General features: G+C 71.4%; 24 protein-coding genes. 7 read left to right on the top strand and 17 right to left on the bottom strand.

Features of this window, described 5'->3' with window-relative positions:
- The first annotated feature begins 129 nt into the window (after positions 1-129).
- The 4 genes from ykgO (at position 130) to FHY03_RS17525 (ending at position 2243) form a co-directional block, all read left to right on the top strand.
- Positions 130-255, top strand: coding sequence for a type B 50S ribosomal protein L36 (ykgO, locus tag FHY03_RS17540; RefSeq protein WP_003046794.1), 126 nt, complete (start codon positions 130-132; stop codon positions 253-255).
- 8 nt (positions 256-263) lie between these two features.
- Positions 264-890 (top strand): HAD family phosphatase, encoded by a 627-nt coding sequence (locus FHY03_RS17535; RefSeq protein WP_183931844.1) that lies wholly within the window; start codon positions 264-266, stop codon positions 888-890.
- Between the two features lie 2 nt (positions 891-892).
- The gene (locus FHY03_RS17530) at positions 893-1804 is read left to right on the top strand and encodes an EamA family transporter (RefSeq protein WP_183924552.1); all 912 of its coding nucleotides are present in this window, start codon (positions 893-895) and stop codon (positions 1802-1804) included.
- Positions 1805-1868: 64 nt separating this feature from the next.
- Positions 1869-2243 (top strand): DUF4440 domain-containing protein, encoded by a 375-nt coding sequence (locus FHY03_RS17525; RefSeq protein ID WP_183924554.1) that lies wholly within the window; start codon positions 1869-1871, stop codon positions 2241-2243.
- Positions 2244-2436: 193 nt separating this feature from the next.
- On the opposite strand, the gene FHY03_RS17520 is transcribed toward FHY03_RS17525, so the two are convergent.
- The gene (locus FHY03_RS17520) at positions 2437-3900 is read right to left on the bottom strand and encodes an ATP-binding protein (RefSeq protein ID WP_183924556.1); all 1464 of its coding nucleotides are present in this window, start codon (positions 3898-3900) and stop codon (positions 2437-2439) included.
- A gap of 371 nt (positions 3901-4271) precedes the next feature.
- Here FHY03_RS17520 and FHY03_RS17515 point away from each other — a divergent pair, with 371 nt between their 5' ends.
- Positions 4272-5015, top strand: coding sequence for a YebC/PmpR family DNA-binding transcriptional regulator (locus FHY03_RS17515; RefSeq protein WP_183924558.1), 744 nt, complete (start codon positions 4272-4274; stop codon positions 5013-5015).
- Between the two features lie 64 nt (positions 5016-5079).
- Complete coding sequence (ruvC, locus tag FHY03_RS17510) at positions 5080-5586, top strand: crossover junction endodeoxyribonuclease RuvC (RefSeq protein WP_183924560.1); 507 nt, start codon at positions 5080-5082, stop codon at positions 5584-5586.
- Between the two features lie 19 nt (positions 5587-5605).
- On the opposite strand, the gene FHY03_RS17505 is transcribed toward ruvC, so the two are convergent.
- The 8 genes from FHY03_RS17505 to FHY03_RS17470 all read right to left on the bottom strand — a co-directional run bounded on the left by FHY03_RS17505 (position 5606) and on the right by FHY03_RS17470 (position 11645).
- Complete coding sequence (locus FHY03_RS17505; RefSeq protein ID WP_183931843.1) at positions 5606-6553, bottom strand: DUF1176 domain-containing protein; 948 nt, start codon at positions 6551-6553, stop codon at positions 5606-5608.
- Between the two features lie 307 nt (positions 6554-6860).
- Positions 6861-7775 carry a hemolysin family protein gene (locus FHY03_RS17500; RefSeq protein WP_183924563.1) on the bottom strand — a complete coding sequence of 305 codons (915 nt, stop codon included), beginning with the start codon at positions 7773-7775 and terminating at the stop codon, positions 6861-6863.
- Between the two features lie 9 nt (positions 7776-7784).
- Positions 7785-8294 carry an rRNA maturation RNase YbeY gene (gene ybeY, locus FHY03_RS17495; RefSeq protein WP_183924572.1) on the bottom strand — a complete coding sequence of 170 codons (510 nt, stop codon included), beginning with the start codon at positions 8292-8294 and terminating at the stop codon, positions 7785-7787.
- 1 nt (position 8295) lies between these two features.
- On the bottom strand, positions 8296-8694 hold the full coding sequence (locus tag FHY03_RS17490; protein ID WP_183924575.1) for a type II toxin-antitoxin system VapC family toxin: 399 nt from the start codon (positions 8692-8694) through the stop codon (positions 8296-8298).
- On the bottom strand, positions 8691-8945 hold the full coding sequence (locus FHY03_RS17485; RefSeq protein ID WP_183931842.1) for a type II toxin-antitoxin system VapB family antitoxin: 255 nt from the start codon (positions 8943-8945) through the stop codon (positions 8691-8693). The genes FHY03_RS17490 and FHY03_RS17485 overlap by 4 nt, the downstream gene beginning before the upstream one ends.
- A 46-nt stretch (positions 8946-8991) precedes the next feature.
- On the bottom strand, positions 8992-9993 hold the full coding sequence (locus FHY03_RS17480; protein WP_132908698.1) for a PhoH family protein: 1002 nt from the start codon (positions 9991-9993) through the stop codon (positions 8992-8994).
- Positions 9994-10122: 129 nt separating this feature from the next.
- Positions 10123-11001, bottom strand: coding sequence for a hypothetical protein (locus FHY03_RS17475; protein WP_183931841.1), 879 nt, complete (start codon positions 10999-11001; stop codon positions 10123-10125).
- Between the two features lie 56 nt (positions 11002-11057).
- Positions 11058-11645, bottom strand: a complete 588-nt coding sequence (locus FHY03_RS17470) for a TetR/AcrR family transcriptional regulator (RefSeq protein WP_183931840.1) — start codon at positions 11643-11645, stop codon at positions 11058-11060.
- 122 nt (positions 11646-11767) lie between these two features.
- Between FHY03_RS17470 and FHY03_RS17465 the strand changes: the two genes are divergently transcribed.
- Positions 11768-12160 (top strand): RidA family protein, encoded by a 393-nt coding sequence (locus FHY03_RS17465; RefSeq protein WP_183931839.1) that lies wholly within the window; start codon positions 11768-11770, stop codon positions 12158-12160.
- Between the two features lie 126 nt (positions 12161-12286).
- Here FHY03_RS17465 and miaB read toward each other — a convergent pair whose 3' ends face one another.
- The 8 genes from miaB to FHY03_RS17425 all read right to left on the bottom strand — a co-directional run bounded on the left by miaB (position 12287) and on the right by FHY03_RS17425 (position 18474).
- Positions 12287-13624, bottom strand: coding sequence for a tRNA (N6-isopentenyl adenosine(37)-C2)-methylthiotransferase MiaB (miaB, locus tag FHY03_RS17460; RefSeq protein WP_183931838.1), 1338 nt, complete (start codon positions 13622-13624; stop codon positions 12287-12289).
- Positions 13615-14358: a 1-acyl-sn-glycerol-3-phosphate acyltransferase gene (locus tag FHY03_RS17455; RefSeq protein WP_183931837.1), complete on the bottom strand. Its 744-nt coding sequence runs from the start codon at positions 14356-14358 to the stop codon at positions 13615-13617. The genes miaB and FHY03_RS17455 overlap by 10 nt, the downstream gene beginning before the upstream one ends.
- Positions 14359-14606: 248 nt before the next feature.
- Positions 14607-15026 carry a Fur family transcriptional regulator gene (locus FHY03_RS17450; protein WP_132908705.1) on the bottom strand — a complete coding sequence of 140 codons (420 nt, stop codon included), beginning with the start codon at positions 15024-15026 and terminating at the stop codon, positions 14607-14609.
- A gap of 155 nt (positions 15027-15181) precedes the next feature.
- The gene (gene rimI, locus FHY03_RS17445; RefSeq protein ID WP_311722149.1) at positions 15182-15658 is read right to left on the bottom strand and encodes a ribosomal protein S18-alanine N-acetyltransferase; all 477 of its coding nucleotides are present in this window, start codon (positions 15656-15658) and stop codon (positions 15182-15184) included.
- Positions 15655-16290: a tRNA (adenosine(37)-N6)-threonylcarbamoyltransferase complex dimerization subunit type 1 TsaB gene (tsaB, locus tag FHY03_RS17440; RefSeq protein ID WP_311722147.1), complete on the bottom strand. Its 636-nt coding sequence runs from the start codon at positions 16288-16290 to the stop codon at positions 15655-15657. The genes rimI and tsaB overlap by 4 nt, the downstream gene beginning before the upstream one ends.
- Before the next feature lies 1 nt (position 16291).
- The gene (locus FHY03_RS17435) at positions 16292-16894 is read right to left on the bottom strand and encodes a malonic semialdehyde reductase (RefSeq protein ID WP_183924590.1); all 603 of its coding nucleotides are present in this window, start codon (positions 16892-16894) and stop codon (positions 16292-16294) included.
- Between the two features lie 44 nt (positions 16895-16938).
- A complete protein-coding gene (locus tag FHY03_RS17430; protein WP_183924727.1) occupies positions 16939-17511 on the bottom strand; it encodes a NifU family protein in 573 nt (190 codons plus the stop codon).
- Positions 17512-17616: 105 nt separating this feature from the next.
- A complete protein-coding gene (locus tag FHY03_RS17425) occupies positions 17617-18474 on the bottom strand; it encodes an aspartyl/asparaginyl beta-hydroxylase domain-containing protein (protein ID WP_260159377.1) in 858 nt (285 codons plus the stop codon).
- Between the last annotated feature and the right edge of the window lie 36 nt (positions 18475-18510).

The raw sequence follows: 18510 nt of genomic DNA, 5'->3' as shown, positions 1-18510 counted from the left end.
ACTGAGCTTGTCGAAGTGGTGTCTCGAAGCGCGCCCCCATCCGCCACTCTCCCCGACTCAGGTTGACTTTGCACCCCCTGCTCTCTAGGCGGCGCGCTTTCTCATTCTCTCGATAGAAGCGCCATCGCCATGAAGATCCGCAACAGCCTCAAGTCGCTCAAGGACCGCCACCGCGACAATCGCGTGATCCGTCGTCGCGGCCGCACCTACGTCATCAACAAGACCAACCGCCGCTTCAAGGCGCGCCAGGGCTGAGCCCTGACGTGACGTCGGCGGCCGGCGCCCCGACGTCGGTGATCTTCGACGTCGGGCACGTCCTCTACGACTGGGAGCCGCGTGCGCTCTACGGGCGCCTGTTCGACGACGAGCAGGCGCTCGACTCGTTCCTGCGCGACGTCGCCACGCGCGAGTGGCATTTCCAGCACGACGCCGGCCGGCCCTTCGCCGAGACCAGCGCCGAGCTCGCCGCGCTGCACCCGCGGCACGCCGCGATGATCGCCTTGTGGGGGCCGCGGTTCGACGAGCAGATCCCCGGGCCGATCCCGGGCATGCCCGCGCTGGTCGAGGAACTCGACGCGCGCGGCGTGCCGCTGTTCGCGATCACCAATTTCTCGGGCGAGTTCTTCGCGCCGTTCCGCGCGCGCGAGGCGGCGCTGTTCGACCGCTTTCGCGACATCGTCGTTTCCGGCGACGAGCGCGTGGTGAAGCCTAACCCCGCGATCTTCTACCTCGCGCTGCGCCGCTTCGCGCTCACCGCCGACCAGGCCTTCTTCGTCGACGACAACGAAGCGAACGTCGCTGCCGCACGTGCGCTCGGTATCCGCTCGCACCTGTTCTCCGGCGCGGCCGCGCTGCGCGCCGAGCTGACCGCGCTCGACCTTCTCGGCTGAGCATGGCCGCGCCGGTCTCGGGCGCGGTGCCGCCGCGCCACCTGCTGCTCGCGCTCGCCGTGGTGGCGGTGTGGGGCACCAACTTCGTCGTGATCCGCGCCGCGCTCGACGTGCTGCCGCCGCTCGCCTTCGCCGCCTGCCGCTTCGCGCTCGCCTTCCTGCCCGCGCTGGTCGTGCCGCGCCCCAAGGTGAAGTGGCGCTCGCTCGCCGCTTACGGCCTGCTGATCGGCGCCGGGCAGTTCGGGCTGCTGTTCCTCGCGATGGACGGCTGGATTTCGCCCGGTCTGGCGAGCCTGGTGGTGCAGAGCCAGGTGTTCTTCACCATCGGCCTCGCGATCGTGCTGAGCGGCGAGCGCGTCCGCTCCTACCAGCTCGGCGCGCTGGTGCTGGCGAGCGCGGGCATCCTCACCATCCTCGTCCACAACGACCGTGCCGCCACTCCGCTCGGCATAGCGCTGACGATCGCGGCGGCGATCAGCTGGGCCGGCGGTAACCAGGTCGCCAGGGCGAGCGGCACCACCGACATGCTGGGCTTCGTCGTCTGGTCGAGCGCCTTCGCGGTGCCGCCGCTGGTCGCCGCCGCGCTGCTGGTCGAGGGGGCGGCGCCGATCGCGGCGGCGGTGCAGCGCGCCGGCCCGGGCGTGTGGGCCGCGGTGGTATGGCAGGCGGTCGGCAACACCCTGTTCGGCTACGCGGCCTGGGGCTGGCTGCTGGCGCGCCATCCCGCCGCGACGATCACGCCGAGCGCGATGCTCGTGCCGGTGTTCGGGATGGGCACCTCGGCCTTGTTGCTGGGCGAGCCGCTGCCGGGGTGGAAACTGCTCGCCGCCGCTTTGGTGCTGGGCGGGCTGGCGCTCAACCTGCTGTGGCCGCGCGTCAGCGGCTATCCGTGGCGGCGCGGCGCGGCGGGCTGAGCCGCGACGGAACGATCCCGCGCCCGCCTCGCTTGGTGGCGGAACAGTCACGGGAGCAGGTAGCATGGAAGACGGTCGCGTGTGGGCGTTCGAGGAGAGCCTGTGGACCGCCGACGCGGAACACTATCGCGAGTCGATCGACGAATCGGCCCTGATGGTGGTGCCGCAGCCGCCCTATGTGCTGGAGAGCGAGGCGGCGGTGGAGGCGGTGAGCCGCACGCCGCGCTGGGACGCGGTGCGCTTCAGCGACCAACGTATCGTGCGCCCGCAGGAGGGGCTGATCGTCGTCGCCTACAAGGTCGAGGCGTCGAAGAGCGGCGGCGAGACCTATGTCGCGCACTGCACCTCGACCTATCGCCGGATCGAGCACGAGCGCTGGACCGTGGTGCAGCACCAGCAGACCCCGCCGCTGGTGGCGGAGGCGCAGCTGGAGGGGTGAGGCTGAGCTAAATTCTCCCGGAGGGGGAGGGGGACCGCCCGGCGCAGCCGGGTGGTGGAGGGGTGTCGCCGGCGGAGAGCCGATCGAGCCTCGCGGATGTTGTCACCCCTCCGTCAGGCCTGCGGCCTGCCACCTCCCCTTTCAGGGAAGGATCTAGAGGGCTCTCCGCACACGACCACGCCCCTGAGTCTCCCTAAGCCGCCTCTGCCGCCCCGGTCGTCCATCCCAGATGCGGGATCGTGATCGAGCGCTTGCCCGCCATGTCGGTGCGGGTGACGAACAGGTCGCGACTCTCGATATAGCCGATCAGCCGCTTCACCCGCCCGAGCGAGCTCGTCCCATAGGTGTGCGCGATCGCCTCGTCCGATGGGCATGGCTCGCCGTCGCGCGCCGCCTTGGCGACCAGCAGGAAGGCGCCGAGCATGTCGTCGGGCAGCCCCTGCGCCAACGCCAGCGCGCTCGCCCATTCCTCGGCGTGCGGGGTGAAGATGCCCGCGCGCGCGCATGACAGCCGGCGGCTGAAGGCGGGCAGGTCGAGCGCGGGGCGCGCCACGCCCGTCATCCGGCAGCGCACCTGAAAGTCCTGGAACAGCACCGCGGCGGGCCGCCCCGCGCTCTCCGCGTCGGCGACGATCGCGCGCAGCACCTCGGCGTAGATCGCCTCGACCTCCTCCTCGGAGCGGTCGGGCAATGCGGGCGCGGGCACGCCCGGCGCCGGCGGCGCGGCGAGGTCGGCGAGCAGCTCCTCGCTCGGCACGCGGCGCGGGCGCGGATCGAACGACAGCGGCAGCGACGGCGCCGCCTCGGGGGTGACGTCGAGCAGCGCCTGGACGTCGACGCTGTCCGCCTTGGGCAGCGGCACCAGCTTGGGGCTGCCGCTGCGCGCCTGCGTCTCCACCGCGCCGATCTTCACCGTCAGCGGGCGGCGCGACACCGCCGGACCGAGCGCCAGGAAGGTGCCACGCGCGAGGTCGCGAATCACGTCGGCCTGGCGCCGCTCCATGCCGAGCAGGTCCGCCGCGCGCGCCATGTCGATATCGAGGAAGGTGCGCCCCATCAGGAAGTTGCTCGCCTCGGCCGCGACGTTCTTGGCGAGCTTGGCGAGCCGCTGCGTCGCGATCACCCCGGCCAGACCACGCTTGCGCCCGCGGCACATCAGGTTGGTCATCGCCGAGAGCGAGGCGCGGCGCACGTCCTCCGCGACCTCGCCCCCAGTGGTGGGGGCGAACAGCTGCGCCTCGTCCACCACCACCAGTGCGGGATACCAATGCTCGCGCGGCGCATCGAACAACGCGCCGAGGAAGCCCGCGGCGCAGCGCATCTGTCCCTCTGCCTCCAGCCCCTCCAGGCTGAGCACGACGCTGGCGCGATGCTCGCGCAGCCGCGCGGCGATGCGCGCGATCTCGCGCTCGGCATAGTCCGCGCCCTCGATCACGACATGGCCGTAGCGCTCGGAGAGGGTGACGAAATCGCCCTCGGGATCGATCACCACCTGCTGCACCTGCCCGGCCGAGCCCTCGAGCAGGCGGCGCAGCAGGTGCGACTTGCCCGAGCCCGAATTGCCCTGGACGAGCAAGCGGGTGGCGAGCAGTTCCTCGAGATCCATTGTCACGGGCGCGCCCGACGTATCGGTGCCCATGTCCACGCTGACGGTCATTGCCGCCGCCTGTGCCCGATGCGGCGGAGTCGGGGCAAGCGCGATGATGGGGGAAGGGGTGTCGCTCATGGTTCGCCGCCGCCTGCGAGCGAGCCCTTGTGCCACCCACCCTCCCGTCATCCCGGATTTGGTCCGGGATCCACTGTTCCGCACCTCCTGCAGGCGTTGTTCTCGCGGATGGGTGGATCCCGGAACAAGTCCGGGATGACGGAAGAGGGGCGTCCGGCTTGTCGCAACGGGTCACGCCTTTGTGCTCTGGTCGGAAGGGCGGGGCGGTCCGGCCCTCCGGCCTCGTAGGGGCGAGGCGCCCCCGCACTGGCATCGCGCGCGTCGGCGGGATAAAGGCTCGGGATTACCCGCTAGAGGCAGTCATGGCAGGCCATTCCAAATTCAAGAACATCATGCACCGCAAGGGTGCGCAGGATAAGAAGCGCTCGGGCATGTTCTCCAAGCTCAGCCGCGAGATCACCGTGGCGGCGAAGATGGGTCTGCCCGATCCCGACATGAACCCGCGCCTGCGCGCCGCGGTGAACGCCGCCAAGGCGCAGTCGATGCCCAAGGACAATATCCAGCGCGCGATCGACAAGGCGACCAAGGGCGACACCGAGAATTACGAGGAGATCCGCTACGAGGGCTTCGGCCCCGGCGGCGTGTCGCTGATCATCGAGGCGCTCAGCGACAACCGCAACCGCACCGCCACCAACGTGCGCACCGCGGTGTCGAAGAACGGCGGCAATCTCGGCGCGAGCGGGTCGGTGAGCCACGCCTTCGACCGCGTCGGGCTGATCACCTATCCCGCGAGCGCGGGCGACGCCGAGAAGGTGTTCGAGGCCGCGCTGGAGGCGGGCGCCGAGGACGTCACCTCGAGCGACGAGGGCCATGAGATCTGGACCGCGGTCGCCGACCTGCACGAGGTCGCCAAGGCGCTCGAGCCGGTGCTGGGCGAGGCCGAGGGCGCCAAGCTGGCGTGGCGCCCGCAGACCATGGTCGAGGTCGGCGAGGACGAGGCGGCGACGCTGTTCAAGCTGATCGACGCGCTCGACGACGACGACGACGTCCAGACCGTGTGGGGCAATTACGAGGTCTCCGACGCGGTGATGGAGAAGCTGGGTTGATCCTGAACCTTCCCGGCGTGGGGAGGGCCAGATCCTCCCCGCCAAGCGGGGAGGACCTGAAAGCATGATCATCCTCGGGCTCGATCCGGGGCTGGGCACCACCGGCTGGGGCGTGATCCACGCCGACGGCAACCGGCTGAGCCACGTCGCCAACGGGCAGATCCGCACCGATCCGTCGATGCCGCTGCCGCGCCGCCTGTCCAACCTCCACGCCGCGCTGACCGACGTGATCCTCGCCGAGCGCCCCGACTCGGCGGCGGTGGAGGAGGTGCTCGGCAACACCAACGCGCAGTCGACGCTCAAGCTGGGGCAGGCGCGCGGCGTGGTGCTGCTTGCCGCTGCAGGGGCGGGGCTGGCGATCGGTGAATATCATCCCTCCACCGTGAAGAAGGCGGTGGTCGGTACCGGCGGCGCGGAGAAGCGCCAGATCCAGGCGATGATGGCGGTGCTGCTGCCCGGCGCCAGGCTCGCCGGCCCCGACGCCGCCGACGCGCTGGCGGTGGCGATCACCCATGCGCACCATCTCGCCAGCGCCGAGGGGATGCGCCGCCGCGCGCGGGTGACGGCCTAGCCGCGGAGAGCGCCGGCGGTCAGTGCACCGCCACCGTGGCGCGCCACGTCGTGATCACGTCCTCGTCGCCGCTGGCGTCCGGCAATGCGGCGTCGTGTTGCTCGAGCACCAGGCGGAAACGCTCGCCATCCCAGGCATATTCCTGTCGCAGCGGGCCCGCCGCGCTGACCAGGCGGCGTCGCGTGGGGTCCCAGCTCGGTGGCGCCGCGGCGGGTGCGCGGTCCGTCGTCGCCGCGATCGCTGGTCCCTTCGGCGGGAGCAGGTACAGCGCGGCGAGCCCGTTCGTCGCGGCGCAGCCGGGGTCGAGCGCCAGGAGGGTGTGCGCGGCGTCGAGCCGCCAGGTCCGTGCCGCGGCGCAGTCGGCGGCGGGGCGGCCGAGCAGCTTGCGCGCGTCCTTGGCGGAGAAGCGACGCGGCGCCTCGCCGGTCACCTCGGGCTGGTCGATCACCGGCAGCGGCGGCACGGCCGCGATCGGAGCGGTGACGGCGCCGCGCCCGGGCGGGACGAGCGCCACGGCGCTGCCCTCGCGCCCCTGCACCGCGTCGATCGCGCGCAGCGTCGCGCCGAGTCCCACGAGCGAGGCGCCGGCGAGCACGTGCCGATCCGACGCGAACAAGGTCAGGCGTCGCCCGCGCACCAGCGCCGCGGCGAGCTTGCCCTCGAACGGCAGCGCGAGTCCGCCACCGCCACCGGGCGCGATCATCTGCGCGAGCGGCCGCCCGTCGACCGCCAGCGTGACCCGGCGGGCCGCCGCGACGCTGGGGGGAAGGGGCACGTCGAGCCGCGCCGGTGCCACGGTTGCGCCGTCGCGCCGCAGCGCCAGCCGCAGCCGCGGCTCGCTGCCGCCGCTGTCGCGGACCAGCGCGTCGCAGCCGTGCTGATTGTCGCAGCCGAGGATCCAGTCGCCATGGGTCGCGAGCGCGGCCGGCGCCGCTTGAAGCAGCAGCGCGGCGAGGAGAGACGCCATCGAACACCTCCGAGCCCCGGCACGGCGCGGGCACCGTCGCGATTAGACCGCAACGAGGTAAATAAATCGTTGAGATCGGCGACAGAATTGGCTGCCGGCTAGGCACGGTGCCGGCGGCATGGTTGGGCCGCCGGCGTGGGGGGCACGCCGGCGACCCCCGACCCAGCTGCCAGTCGGGCGACCCGAAGGGCTGACCTGGTCGGTCGCGTGGGGGGGCGGCGCACCGCCCCCGAACCCTCGCCGCGGCGCTAGCGCAACCCGTCGCCACGGGGCAACCCCGACCTACCTCGTTTCGCCGCGCCGCGCCTCAGGCGTCGACGTCCTCCGGCTCCGGTACGGGGGGATGGAGGCGCAGCCGGTTGATCCGGCGCGAGTCGGCGTCGACCACCTCGATGCGCCAGCCGCTCGGGTGATCGACGCACTCGCCCGCCTCGGGCACGCGCCCGGCGAGCACCGCGGCGAGGCCGCCGATCGTGTCGACATCGCTCTCCGCCTCGGCGAGCCGCGCGTCGACGGTCTCGCCGACATCCTCCAGCTCGACGCGCGCGTCGGCCTCCCAGGCGCCGCCGTCGAGCGGGACGAGCAGCACCTCGGGCGCGTCGTCGTGCTCGTCCTCGATCTCGCCGACGATTTCCTCGATCAGGTCCTCGATCGTGACCAGCCCTTCGGTGCCGGAATATTCGTCGAGCACCACCGCGAGGTGGATGCGCGACTGGCGCATGTCGGCCAGCAGGTCGAGCGCGCCGCGGCTCATCGGCACGTACAAAGGCTGGCGGATCAGCGCCGCGATCGTCTCGGGTGGCTCGCCGCCGCGGGCGAGGATCGCGAACACGTCCTTGATATGGACCATGCCGATGATGTGGTCGAGGTTCTCGCGATACACCGGCAGGCGGCTCACCCCCGCCTCGGCGAACACCTCGACCAGATGCGCGAAGCTGGTCGCCTCCTCCACCGCCACCACGTCGGCGCGCGGCACGCCGATGCCCCCCGCGTCGCGCTCGCTGAAGTGGAGCAGGTTGCGCACCATCTGGCGCTCGAGCGGGGTGAGATCGCCCTTCAGATCGGGCGCCGGGTCTTCCTCGTAACGGTCGATCGCCTTCTCGAGCACCTCGCGCAGCGTCGCCTCGTGCGGTTCGCCGAAGATGAGGTTGCGCAACCCCGACCAGATGCCGGGTTCGTGATGGTGGTCGCCGTTACCGGCGGTACTTCGGTCGTCGGCCATCGCCGTTCGTCAGTCCTCGCGTATGAGATAGGGGTCGGCGACGCCGAGGTCGGCCAGCGCGGCGCGCTCGATCTCCTCCATCGCGTCCCCCTCCTCGTCGGTCATGTGGTCATAGCCTAGCAGATGCAGCGTGCCGTGCACCACAAGGTGGGTGAAATGATCACCGACCGCGATCCCGCGCTCCGCCGCCTCGCGCGCGCAAACGCCGTGCGCCAGCACGATGTCGCCGAGCAGCAGCTCGCCGTCGTCCGAGTTCTGGCTTACGGTGGCGAGCAGGTCGGGCTGCACCATCGGGAAGGACAGCACGTTGGTGGGCTTGTCCTTGCCGCGATACTGGCGGTTGAGCGCGTGCACCTCGGCGTCGTCCGTGAGCCGTACGCTCACCTCCACCGCGGCGCGGGTGGTGAGCAGTTCGCCGTGCGGCGTGTGCGCCACCGCGGCGCGGGTGGCGGCAAGCGCGCGCTGCTCCCACGCCTCGCCGGGCCAGGGTTCCTCGCGGGTGAGTTCGACGTGGATCATGTCAGGCGAGGTCCGTGTGCGAGAAATCGTCGCCCTTGTAGAGCAGGGCGGCGGCATGGGTCTTGGCGCAGGCATAAGCGAAACAATCGCCCATGTTGAGTCGCGCGGGGTGGTCGGTGCCCTTGCCGTAGCGGGCGTGGGCCGCGATCGCCGCGACCGTCTGCGCCTCGCCGACCGTGACGAGATCGATCGCGAACTCGTGCAACAATGTCGTCAATTCCGTGTAGGCGACGTCGATCGTTATGTTCCGCTTGTGCGCCACCGCGCGCGCCGTCTCCCAGAGCGCGATGGGTGAGGAGAGCCGGCGCTCTGCCGCGCCGAAGTTAACCTCCAGCTCGCGCGCGTCCGGCTCCCCCGTCGCGATCGCCACCAGCGCCGAGGCGTCGATGAAGACGGTCAACCGCCGTCCTCGTCGTTGAGCGAATCGTAGAACGCCTTGTTCGCCTCGCGCCCGGTCGGCTCTCCGAGCGGATGCGCGGCCCGCCACGCATCCAGCCGTTCGTGGATGGTGCGCCCTCGCTCCGGCCTCAGCGCGTCTCGTGGGTGCAGCAGCGCGTCATGAACCGCCGCGGTCTTGGTGACGTGCAGCAGCTCCGCGACCTCGCGTGCCAGGTCGGCGGTCTCGTCGTTCTTGATATACAACGCACCCATGATGCCTCCGTATAACCCCTCTAGGTTAAAAGGATATCCCGTCGCATCAAGCCTCACGGCCCTCATACGCCTCCACGATCCGCCCGACGATCGGATGGCGCACCACGTCGCCCGCGGTGAAGCGGCACAGCGAGATGCCCTCCACGCCCTCCAGCCGGAAGGTCGCGTCGGCCAGCCCGCTCGCGGCGACGCCGCCGGGCAGGTCGGTCTGGTTGGGGTCGCCGCAGATCACCATGCGGCTGTTCTGGCCGAAGCGGGTGAGGAACATCTTCATCTGCGCCGGCGTGGTGTTCTGCGCCTCGTCGAGGATCACGAAGGCATCGGCCAGCGTGCGCCCGCGCATGAACGCGATCGGCGCGATCTCGATCTCGCCGCTGGCGATGCGGCGCTCGACCTGCTCGGCGGGGAGACAGTCGTGCAGCGCGTCGTACAGCGGGCGGAGATAGGGATCGACCTTCTCCTTCATGTCGCCGGGCAGGAAGCCGAGCTTCTCGCCCGCCTCGACCGCGGGGCGCGACAGGATCAGCCGCTGAACGCTGCCCGAGATCAGCTGCGACACCGCCTGCGCCACCGCGATATAGGTCTTGCCCGTGCCCGCCGGGCCGAGCGCGAAGATCATCTCGTGCGAGGTGAGCTCGCGCATGTAATGCGCCTGTGCGGGGGTGCGCGGCACGATCGTCTTCTTGCGCGTGCGGATCATCACGGAGGGGGCGCCGCTGCCCGAGTCGGCGCGGATGATACCGTCGAGCACCGGCTCGGCCGCCATCGCGATGGCGGCGTCGACCAGCCCGGTGTCGACCTCCTCGCCGCGCTGGATGCGGTGATACAGATCGTTGAGCGTGTCGCGCGCGAGCGCCACCTGCTCGGCGGTGCCCTCCAGCCCGACGCGGTTGCCGCGCGCGGTGATATAGACGCCGAGCCGGTTCTCGAGCGCCACCAGATGCTGGTCATATTGGCCGAACAGCTGGCTGAGCAGCTGGGGCTTGTCGAACAACAGCTCGACGCGGGAACGCTCGCCGGATTGGGCGGGAACGGGCTTTCGGCTCATGCGGCTCCTTGCACGGCGGCGGACGCGCCGGTTGAGGCGGGAGATAGGCGCGAGGGGCGGTGACGCAATGGCATCGCCGCCGAGTGTGGCAGGCGCGACGCGGCGGACAAGCCGAAATCGCGCGTGCGGCTAACCGAAATTCAGCGATGGGGGCGTGCCGCGACGGTACGCCGTGGCGGCCGCTTCGAGCGGGAACCGATGCCGCGCCAGCTGCGCGAGGTGACGCCGCAGCGCGCCGGTCAGCGCTGCGCCGACCGCCTCGCCCGCGGCATCGGTGAGCCAGTCTGGCCGCAGCGCGAGACCCGCGGCGGTCAGCTCCACCGCGGCGCCGAGCTGGACGAACCGCCGCCGCACCGTCGCCTCGGGCAGATGCAGCGCATCGGCGACGAGGCGGCCACGCACCGGCCGCCACCCCGGTGTGAGCTGGTGCGGCGGCGCGGCGCGGCGGAACAGGGCGGGATCGGCGGTGATCGCGGCGGCATTGCCCGCCAGCAGAGCGGCGAGCAGCACCCGGTCGAGCGGCTTGGCACAGCGCGACTGTTCCGCCGCCACGATGGCGAGCGTGAGATCGGCCGCGACGCCCAGCCCCTCGATCCAGGCATATTCCCCCGGCATCGCGCTGAGCTCGGGGAGCAACGCCGCTGCGACGAGCCGCTCGACCAGGGCCACGGCGCGGTCGTGGACCCGCGCGAGACGCGGCGCCAACGCGGGATCGTCCAGCGGGCGGCCGGCGACGATCATCCCGCCCGCGACGCGGCGACACCGCCCCGCAGCGGCGAGCGCGGCGACGTGACGGCGCGCGGTCTCGAACGGCATGGCCAACGTCTCGCCGACCCCGAGCACCGGGGTCGGTCGCGCGCCGTCCAGCGTACGGCGCAACAGCAGCAGGTAGATCAGCACTCGCTCGACCCGCGCGCCGAGCACCGGGGTCAGGTCGGCGACCACGCCGGCGAGCAGCTCGGCGAGCAGGCAGCGGATCATCAGGGTCGGGGGGAGCGCGCCGATCACGCCGCGCAGCCTCGCTGCGCCGCGCCGGCGCGTCCAGCACCTCGCGCCGGCATGGGTCAGCGCGCGCGCAGCCCCTCGGCCATCAGCGCGAAGGCGTCGAGCGCGCGCGGCAGCGCGACGTCGGGCGCCTCGCTCGCCGCCACCCACAGGGCCGCGTTGAGCGCGGCACCGCTCAGCAGCCGCGCCGCCGCCTCGGCGTCGACCGCGCGCATCGTCCCGGCCGCGACGAGGCGCGCGACCGTGTCCCGCGTCTCGGCGAGGCAGGCGTTCTGGCTCGGCCAGCGCGACGGGTCGCCCAGCACGGCGGGACCGTCGAGCAGCACGATGCGACGCACCTCGGGGTCGAGCGCCATCTCGATATAGGCGGCGGCCTCGGCGAGCAGCGCGTCCCAATCGTCGCGGGCGGAGGCCGCTGCTGCCCGCGCGCGCGCGGCCATCTCGTGGTCGACCTGCGCGACCACGGCGGCGAGCAGCCCCTTCTTGTCGCCGAAGCCGTGATAGAGCGCGCCGCGCGTCAGCCCCGCCGCCGCTGTCAGCTCGTCCATCGAGGCGCCGGCGTAGCCGTGCGCGGCGAAGGCGGCGCGCGCGGCCGCGAGCAGTCGCGCGCGGTTCGCCTCGGTGGTCTCGGCACGGCGTCCTGCCATCTCGGATATTCTCCTTGCATACGTGGCGTATGCGAATTGACATACAACGCGTATGCCGTCACCTACGCAGCGTATGTCGAATGGCGGGCCTGATCCAGTGCCGGCCTCATAGGAGAAGACCGATGAGCCACCGTGACGTCGTCGACCTGCCCCACCGCCACGCGCTGTATGACGCGCACGGCTATTCCCCAGCGGTGCGCGCGGGCGAGCTGCTCTTCGTCTCCGGCCAGGTCGGCAGCCGCGACGACGGCTCGCCCGAGCCCGAGTTCGAGGCGCAGGTTCGGCGCGCCTTTGCCAATCTCGCGACCGTACTGGGCGCGGCCGGGCTCGACTTCGACGACGTGGTCGACGTCTCCACCTTCCACACCGATCCGGCGACGCAGTTCGAGACGATCATGAAGGTGAAGGGGGAGGTCTTCGGCGCCGCGCCCTATCCGACCTGGACCGCGGTCGGTGTCACCTGGCTCGCGGGCTTTGATTTCGAGATCAAGGTGGTGGCGCGGCTGCGGCCCTAGGCCGGCCGATCACGATCCGGCGCAGGCCAAGGCGTTGTGGGGAAGGTGGTGGTGGGACTCACCAGCGTTTCTCGACTGGGCTCCGACCTTCGCCGGGGCACGCGCGCGACGGCGACTCCGCCCGCCTCAGGCCGTGTCGCGGAGCGCCACCGCGCCGGTCAGCGAATTCGGTCCTGCCGCGGCGAGCGTCACCTCGACCAGGTCGCCGATCGCATGGTCGCCGACGAGATGGACCGACTGGAGCCACGGTGACTTGCCGAGCCACTGGCCCGGCAACTTGCCGCGGCGCTCGATCAGCAAGGTGCAGCGCCGCCCGACCGAGGCGGCGTTGAAGGCCGCCTGGTCGCGGTTGAGCGCCGCCTGCAGCCGCTGCAGCCGCTCGTCCATCACCTCCGCCGGCACCGACGCCGCCAACTCGGCCGCAGGCGTGCCCGGGCGGGGCGAATATTTGAAGCTGAACGCCTGCGCGTAGCCGACCCGGTCGACCAGCCGCAGCGTCTCGGCGAACTCCGCCTCAGTCTCGCCGGGGAAGCCGACGATGAAGTCGCCCGACAGCGCGATGTCGGGCCGAACCGCGCGGACGCGGTCGAGCAGGCGGAGATAGCCGTCGACCGTGTGCGCGCGGTTCATCGCGCGCAGCACGCGGTCGCTGCCCGCCTGCACCGGCAGATGGAGGAAGGGCATCAGCGACACGACGTCGCGGTGCGCCTCGATCAGCCCCTGCGCCATGTCGTTGGGGTGGCTCGTGGTGTAGCGGATGCGCGCCAGCCCCGGCAGACGGTCGAGCGCGACGATCAGGTCGTGCAGCCCGCGGCCGTCGTCGTCGCGCCAGGCGTTGACGTTCTGCCCAAGCAGGGTGATCTCGCGCGCCCCGGCGTCGACCAGCGCGCGCGCCTCGTCGAGGATCGCGGCATAGGGGCGGCTCACCTCGGCGCCGCGCGTGTAGGGCACGACGCAATAGGTGCAGAACTTGTCGCAGCCCTCCTGCACGGTGAGGAAGGCGCTCGCGCCGACGCGCCGCCGCGTCGGCAGGTGCGCGAACTTGGACGCGAGCGGCATGTCGGTGTCGAGCGCGGCCTCGCCTGACGCGGCGCGCGCTACCAGGCCGGGCAGGTTGTGATAGGATTGCGGGCCGACCACCACGTCGACCTTGGCGCGCCGCACGATCTCCTCGCCCTCGGCCTGGGCGACGCAGCCCGCCACCGCGATCATCGGCGCGTCGCTGCCGCGCTCGCGCGCGCGCTTGCGCAGCCGGCCGATGTCCGAATAGACCTTCTCGGTCGCCTTCTCGCGGATGTGGCAGGTGTTGAGCACCACGAGATCGGCGGCGTCAGCGTCCGCGGTGCTGACCAGCCCCTCGGCCGCCATCAGCTCGGCCATGCGCTCGCCATCATAGACGTTCATCTGGCACCCGAACGACTTGACGTGGAAGGTCTGGGGCGGGGTCTTGGCAGTCACGGACATGGCGCGCGCTCTACCGGAAACGCGTTCGTCCCGCTACCCGCGGCCAGGATGCGGCGGCGCGCCTCGGCGGCGATCGCCTTGCGATCGCCGGCGGGGGCGAACGGTTCGAGGAAGGTGAGCGTCGCCACGAACGTGCCGCGCCGTGTGAGCACGCGGCGCGCATGCGCGATGCCGGGCTCGTCGCCGACCCAGGCGAGCGAGCGCGCGGCGGGCTCATAGTCGATTCGCACCGGCTGCACCATCAGCCCGGGCGGCGGCGGATCGAGCGCGGCGAGCAGCGCGGCCTTGAACTGCAGCAGCGTCGCGCCGTCGCTCGTCGTGCCCTCGGGGAAGATCGCGACCGGCTGGCCGCGGGCGAGCGCGGTGCGCAGCGCGGCGACCTGGTCGGCGACGCCGAGCCGGTCGCCGCGGCGGACGAAGACGGTGTGGTTGAGCGTGCTCAGCCAGCCGACCAGCGGCGCGGAGCGAAGCTCGGCCTTGGCCACGAAGGCGCAGCCGCTGGCCCCGGCGAGCAGGAGGATGTCGAGCCAGCTGAGATGGTTGGCGAGCAGCATCGCGTCGCGTCGCAGCGGCGTGCCCAGGACCCGCACGCGCGCGCCGAACAGCCACGCCGAGACGCCGAGGAACCGCCGCGGCCAAGGCGAGCGTGCGCGCACAAGCCGCCAGAGGCCGTGGAGCAGCAGCGCCAGGAGCAGCCAGGCGACGAGCGCGGCGAGGCGGAAAAAGGCGATCACGCGGGGAGCGGGAGGGAGACGGGACCGGCACGCGCCGTAACGGCCGCTCGCTCTTCCTCCAAGGGCGGCTCCACCCCGGCGCACGCCGGGGTCCAGGTGGGGAAGGTCTCGGCGGGGCCATCACGGCCTCCCCACCTGGACCCCGGAATGCGCCGGGTTGGTCGGCTGTGGTAAGGCGTACGCGTCGCACCAGCAGGCGAGCCGCCGAGATGAGCCCGGAGCAGCCGTATCACCGCGCCCCACCCGCCTCACTTCTTGGCGAGCGAGACGCCGTACAATTCCATGCGATGGTCGACCAGGCGGAAGCCGAGCCGCTCGGCGATCGCCTTCTGCAGCAGCTCCAGCTCGGGATCGACGAACTCGATCACCTTGCCGGTCTCGACGTCGATGAGATGGTCGTGATGCGCCTCCGGCGAGGGCTCATAGCGCGCGCGGCCGTCGCCGAAATCGTGGCGGTCGAGGATCCCCGCCTCCTCGAACAGCCGCACGGTGCGATAGACGGTAGCGATCGAGATGCCCGGGTCGATCGCCGAGGCGCGGGCGTAGACCTTCTCGACGTCGGGGTGATCCTCCGCTTCCGACAGCACGCGCGCGATGATGCGGCGCTGTTCGGTGATGCGCAGCCCCTTCTCCTGACAGAGCGCTTCGAGATCGATCTTTCGAGCCATGCGGCCCTATGTAGTGCGTCCGGCTTGTTGCGAAAAGCGCTAGCGACTCGCAAGAAGGCGAATAGCTATGATCAGAGTGAGTTGCTCTCGCGGGATGGGTAAGCAGGGCGGGCGGTTCGCGTCGCAAGCCGCTCGGCCGCGAGTCGCCTTCCGCCTCACTCCAGCGCAAGCGCGTAGGTATGCGCGTCGAAGGTCTCACCGTCACGGTTGCGATAATAGTTGCGGCGCACCCCGGCGCGGCGGAAGCCGTGGGCGGCGTAGAGCGCCACCGCGGGGTTGTTGGCGCGCACCTCGAGATGGAGCCGCTTCACCCCGCGCGAGCGGCACTCGGCGATCGTCCCGCGCAGCAGCGTCGCGCCGATGCCGGTGCGCGCGTGCGCCGGGTCGACCGCGATCAGCAGCAGCTCGGCCTCGTCCATGATCGCGCGGCTCAGCGCGAAGCCGACCACCGCGCCCTCGACCCGCGCCAGCGTCAGCCACACGCCGGTCATCGCCAGGATGCCAACGCACTGGCTGCGCGTCCAGGCCTCGCCGTAGCGCGGGTCGAAGGCGGCGCCCATCACGCGGTCGATCGCCTCGGCGTCGGCGGCGGCCCCGGCGGCGAGCTCGACCAGCCGCACGCGCGCGCTCACGGCGCGACGCGCGGCGCCGGCGGCTTGGCGTCGGGCGCGCGGCCGTAGAAGGGCACCGCCGGCAGCGCGCGTTCGGCGCCAGGCAGCAGCAGCGCGTGCGCCGCGTCGGGAAGTGCGGGGCGGTCTGCGACGGTCTCGTCGAGCGCGGCGAGCCAGCGCGTGCCCGTACCGATCGCCGCGGCGCCGTCGAGTTCGGCCAGCGCCGCCGCCGGCGTGAGCGAGCGGGGCGTGTCGAGCGGCCGGAACGGGCGAGCGAAACGCTGCATGAAGACCTCACCGTGCCCGCCTTCGGCGATCACCGCAAGAGCCGCCAAATCCGTGTTCTCGGCCAGCGCGGCGGCGGCGACGAGCGCCAGCGCGCCATAGCCCGAGACCGCCGCGCCCCAGCCCAGCGCGAGCGCGCGGGCCGCGGCGACACCGACGCGGATGCCCGTGAAGCTGCCGGGACCGACGTCGACCAGGATGCGCGCGGCGCGGCCGCCGTCGGGAAGGCCGGCGATCATCGGCACCAGCCGCTCGGCATGGCCGCGCCCCACCTCCTCGTGCGCGTGCGCGATCAGGCGCTCGCGCTCGAACAGCGCGACCGAGCAGGCCGCGGTAGCGGTGTCGATGACGAGCAGCCGGTCGCGCACGTCAGGCGATACGGTTGAATGTCTCGAACGCGGGGCGCGGCAGTCGCTCGTGCAGCGTCGCGGTGTCGCCATAGCCGAGCGTGGCGATGAAGTTGGTGCGGACGTTGGGCGTGTCGGCGAAGAAGGCCTTGTCCACCGCGCCGCCGTCGAAGCCCGACATCGGCCCGACCCCAAGCCCCAGCGCGCGCGCCGCGAGGATCAGATAGGCGCCCTGTAGCGACGAGTTGCGAAAGGCGGAGGCCTCGCGCAACTCGCGATTGCCGTCGAACCAGCTCTTGGCGTCGACGTGCGGGAACAGCGTGGGGAGATGCTCGTGAAACTCGGTGTCCATGCCGATCACGACACTCACCGGCGCGGCCAGCACCTTGGCCTTGTTGCTGTCGGAACAGGCGGCGGCGAGGCGCGCCTTGGCCTCGTCCGACACGCACCACACCAGCCGCGCGGGCAGTTGGTTGGCCGAGGTAGGCGCCATCTTCATCAGGTCCCAGATCGCGCGCAGTGTCTCCTCGGACACGGGCTCGTCGCGATAATGGTTGAAGGTCCGCGCGGTGCGGAACAGCTGGTCGAGCGCGGCATCGTCGAGGGGGCGGTCGAGCGCGGGCATGGCGATCCTGTCGATAGGGAAGGGAGAGCGATCGGGCGCGCGCGTCAGACCGCGCGCACCTCAGTCACCTCGGGGACATAGTGGCGCAGCAGCTGCTCGATGCCGTTCTTGAGCGTGGCGGTGGAGGAGGGGCAGCCCGAGCAGGCGCCCTGCATGCGCAGGAACACCTTGCCCTTGTCGAAGCCGCGATAGACGATGTCGCCGCCGTCATTGGCCACCGCGGGGCGGACGCGCGTGTCGATCAGCTCGCGGATCTGCGCGACGATGTCGGCGTCGGCGGGATCGTCGGTGAAGGTCTCTTCCTCCGCGGGCACGCTGAAGTCGGCGCCGCCGGTGCGGAACAGCGGCATCTGCGCGGTGAAATGGTCCATCAGCAGCGCGAGCACGTCGGGCTTGAGCTCGCTCCAGCTCACCCCCGGCGCGGCGGTGACCGAGACGAAGTCGCGTCCGAAGAAAACGCCGGTGACGTCGCCCAGATCGAACAAAGCGGTGGCAAGCGGGCTCGCCTCGGCCTCTTCGGGCGTGGCGAAGTCGCGCGTGCCGGCGTCCATCACGATGCGCCCCGGCAGGAACTTCACGGTCGCCGGGTTCGGCGTGGCTTCGGTCTCGATCAGCATGGTCGGCATGTGGCGCCTGCGCGGCAGGGGATCAAGCGGGCGCCGCGAAAGGGATTGTTTCGGGGACGGGTAAAATCCTCCCCGTGCCGGCGAGGATCTTTGGCTTCACCCATCCAGCTGTTGCACCGCGGCGTTCCACTTGGCGACGTTGGCACGCGCTTCCTGCACGAAGGCGGAGCGCTTGACCGCGCCGAGGAACAGGTCGGCGAACCACTTGCCCGGGTTTCGCAAGGGTCGTTCGAACTGGATCAGCAGCACCACCCGGGTGCCGGCGGTGTCGTTCCACACCTCGTGGCGGTAGGTGTCGTCGAACACCAGGGTCTCGCCCTCGGCCCAGCGCACGACGCGATCGTCGACGCGCATCCGCACGTCGCCGTCGCGCGGCACGATCAGCCCGAGATGGCAGGTGATCAGTCCCTTGGTCACACCGCGATGGTCGGGGATGTGAGTCCCCGGCGCGAGGATGGAGAAAAAGGCCGAGTTGAGCCCCGGGATCTGCTCGATTACCTGTTGGGTACGCGGGCAACGCGCCAGATTGTCGTGGATCGGATAGCCGTAGCCCCACAGGAAGAAGGAGCGCCACTTGTTGACCTCGGCGATGGCGCGATGGTCGGGCGAGATCGTCGCCAGGCTGGGCGCGGCGTTGCCGACCAGCGCCACCGCGCGCGCCTCGTCGCGGATCGCTTCCCACTGCTCGCGCAGCAGCGCGGTCCAGGCGAAATCGCGCACGTCGAGCACGGGATCGTTGGGCACCAGCGACGAGCCCGCGATCAACCGGTCGAAGACGCCGCGCAGGTGCTTGCCGACGCGGATCAGCAGCGGGCGGTTGGCGTCGGCCCGCATCGCGGCACCGGGCACGGGCGCACCCGAGATCACGTTGAGATCGGGCACCAGCACCGGGTCGGCGGCATCGCCGCTGTCCTGCCACATCCGCGCCTGTGCCAACCGGCTGTCGTGCTTCATCGAAAACGTCCTCGTCGCGATGGCGCGCGCGCCATC

The organism is Sphingomonas sp. BK345 (genome assembly GCF_014193845.1).
Lineage (GTDB): Bacteria > Pseudomonadota > Alphaproteobacteria > Sphingomonadales > Sphingomonadaceae > Sphingomonas.
Note: the sequence above shows the minus strand (reverse complement) of the source record. Positions and strands in the feature narration are given on the sequence as shown.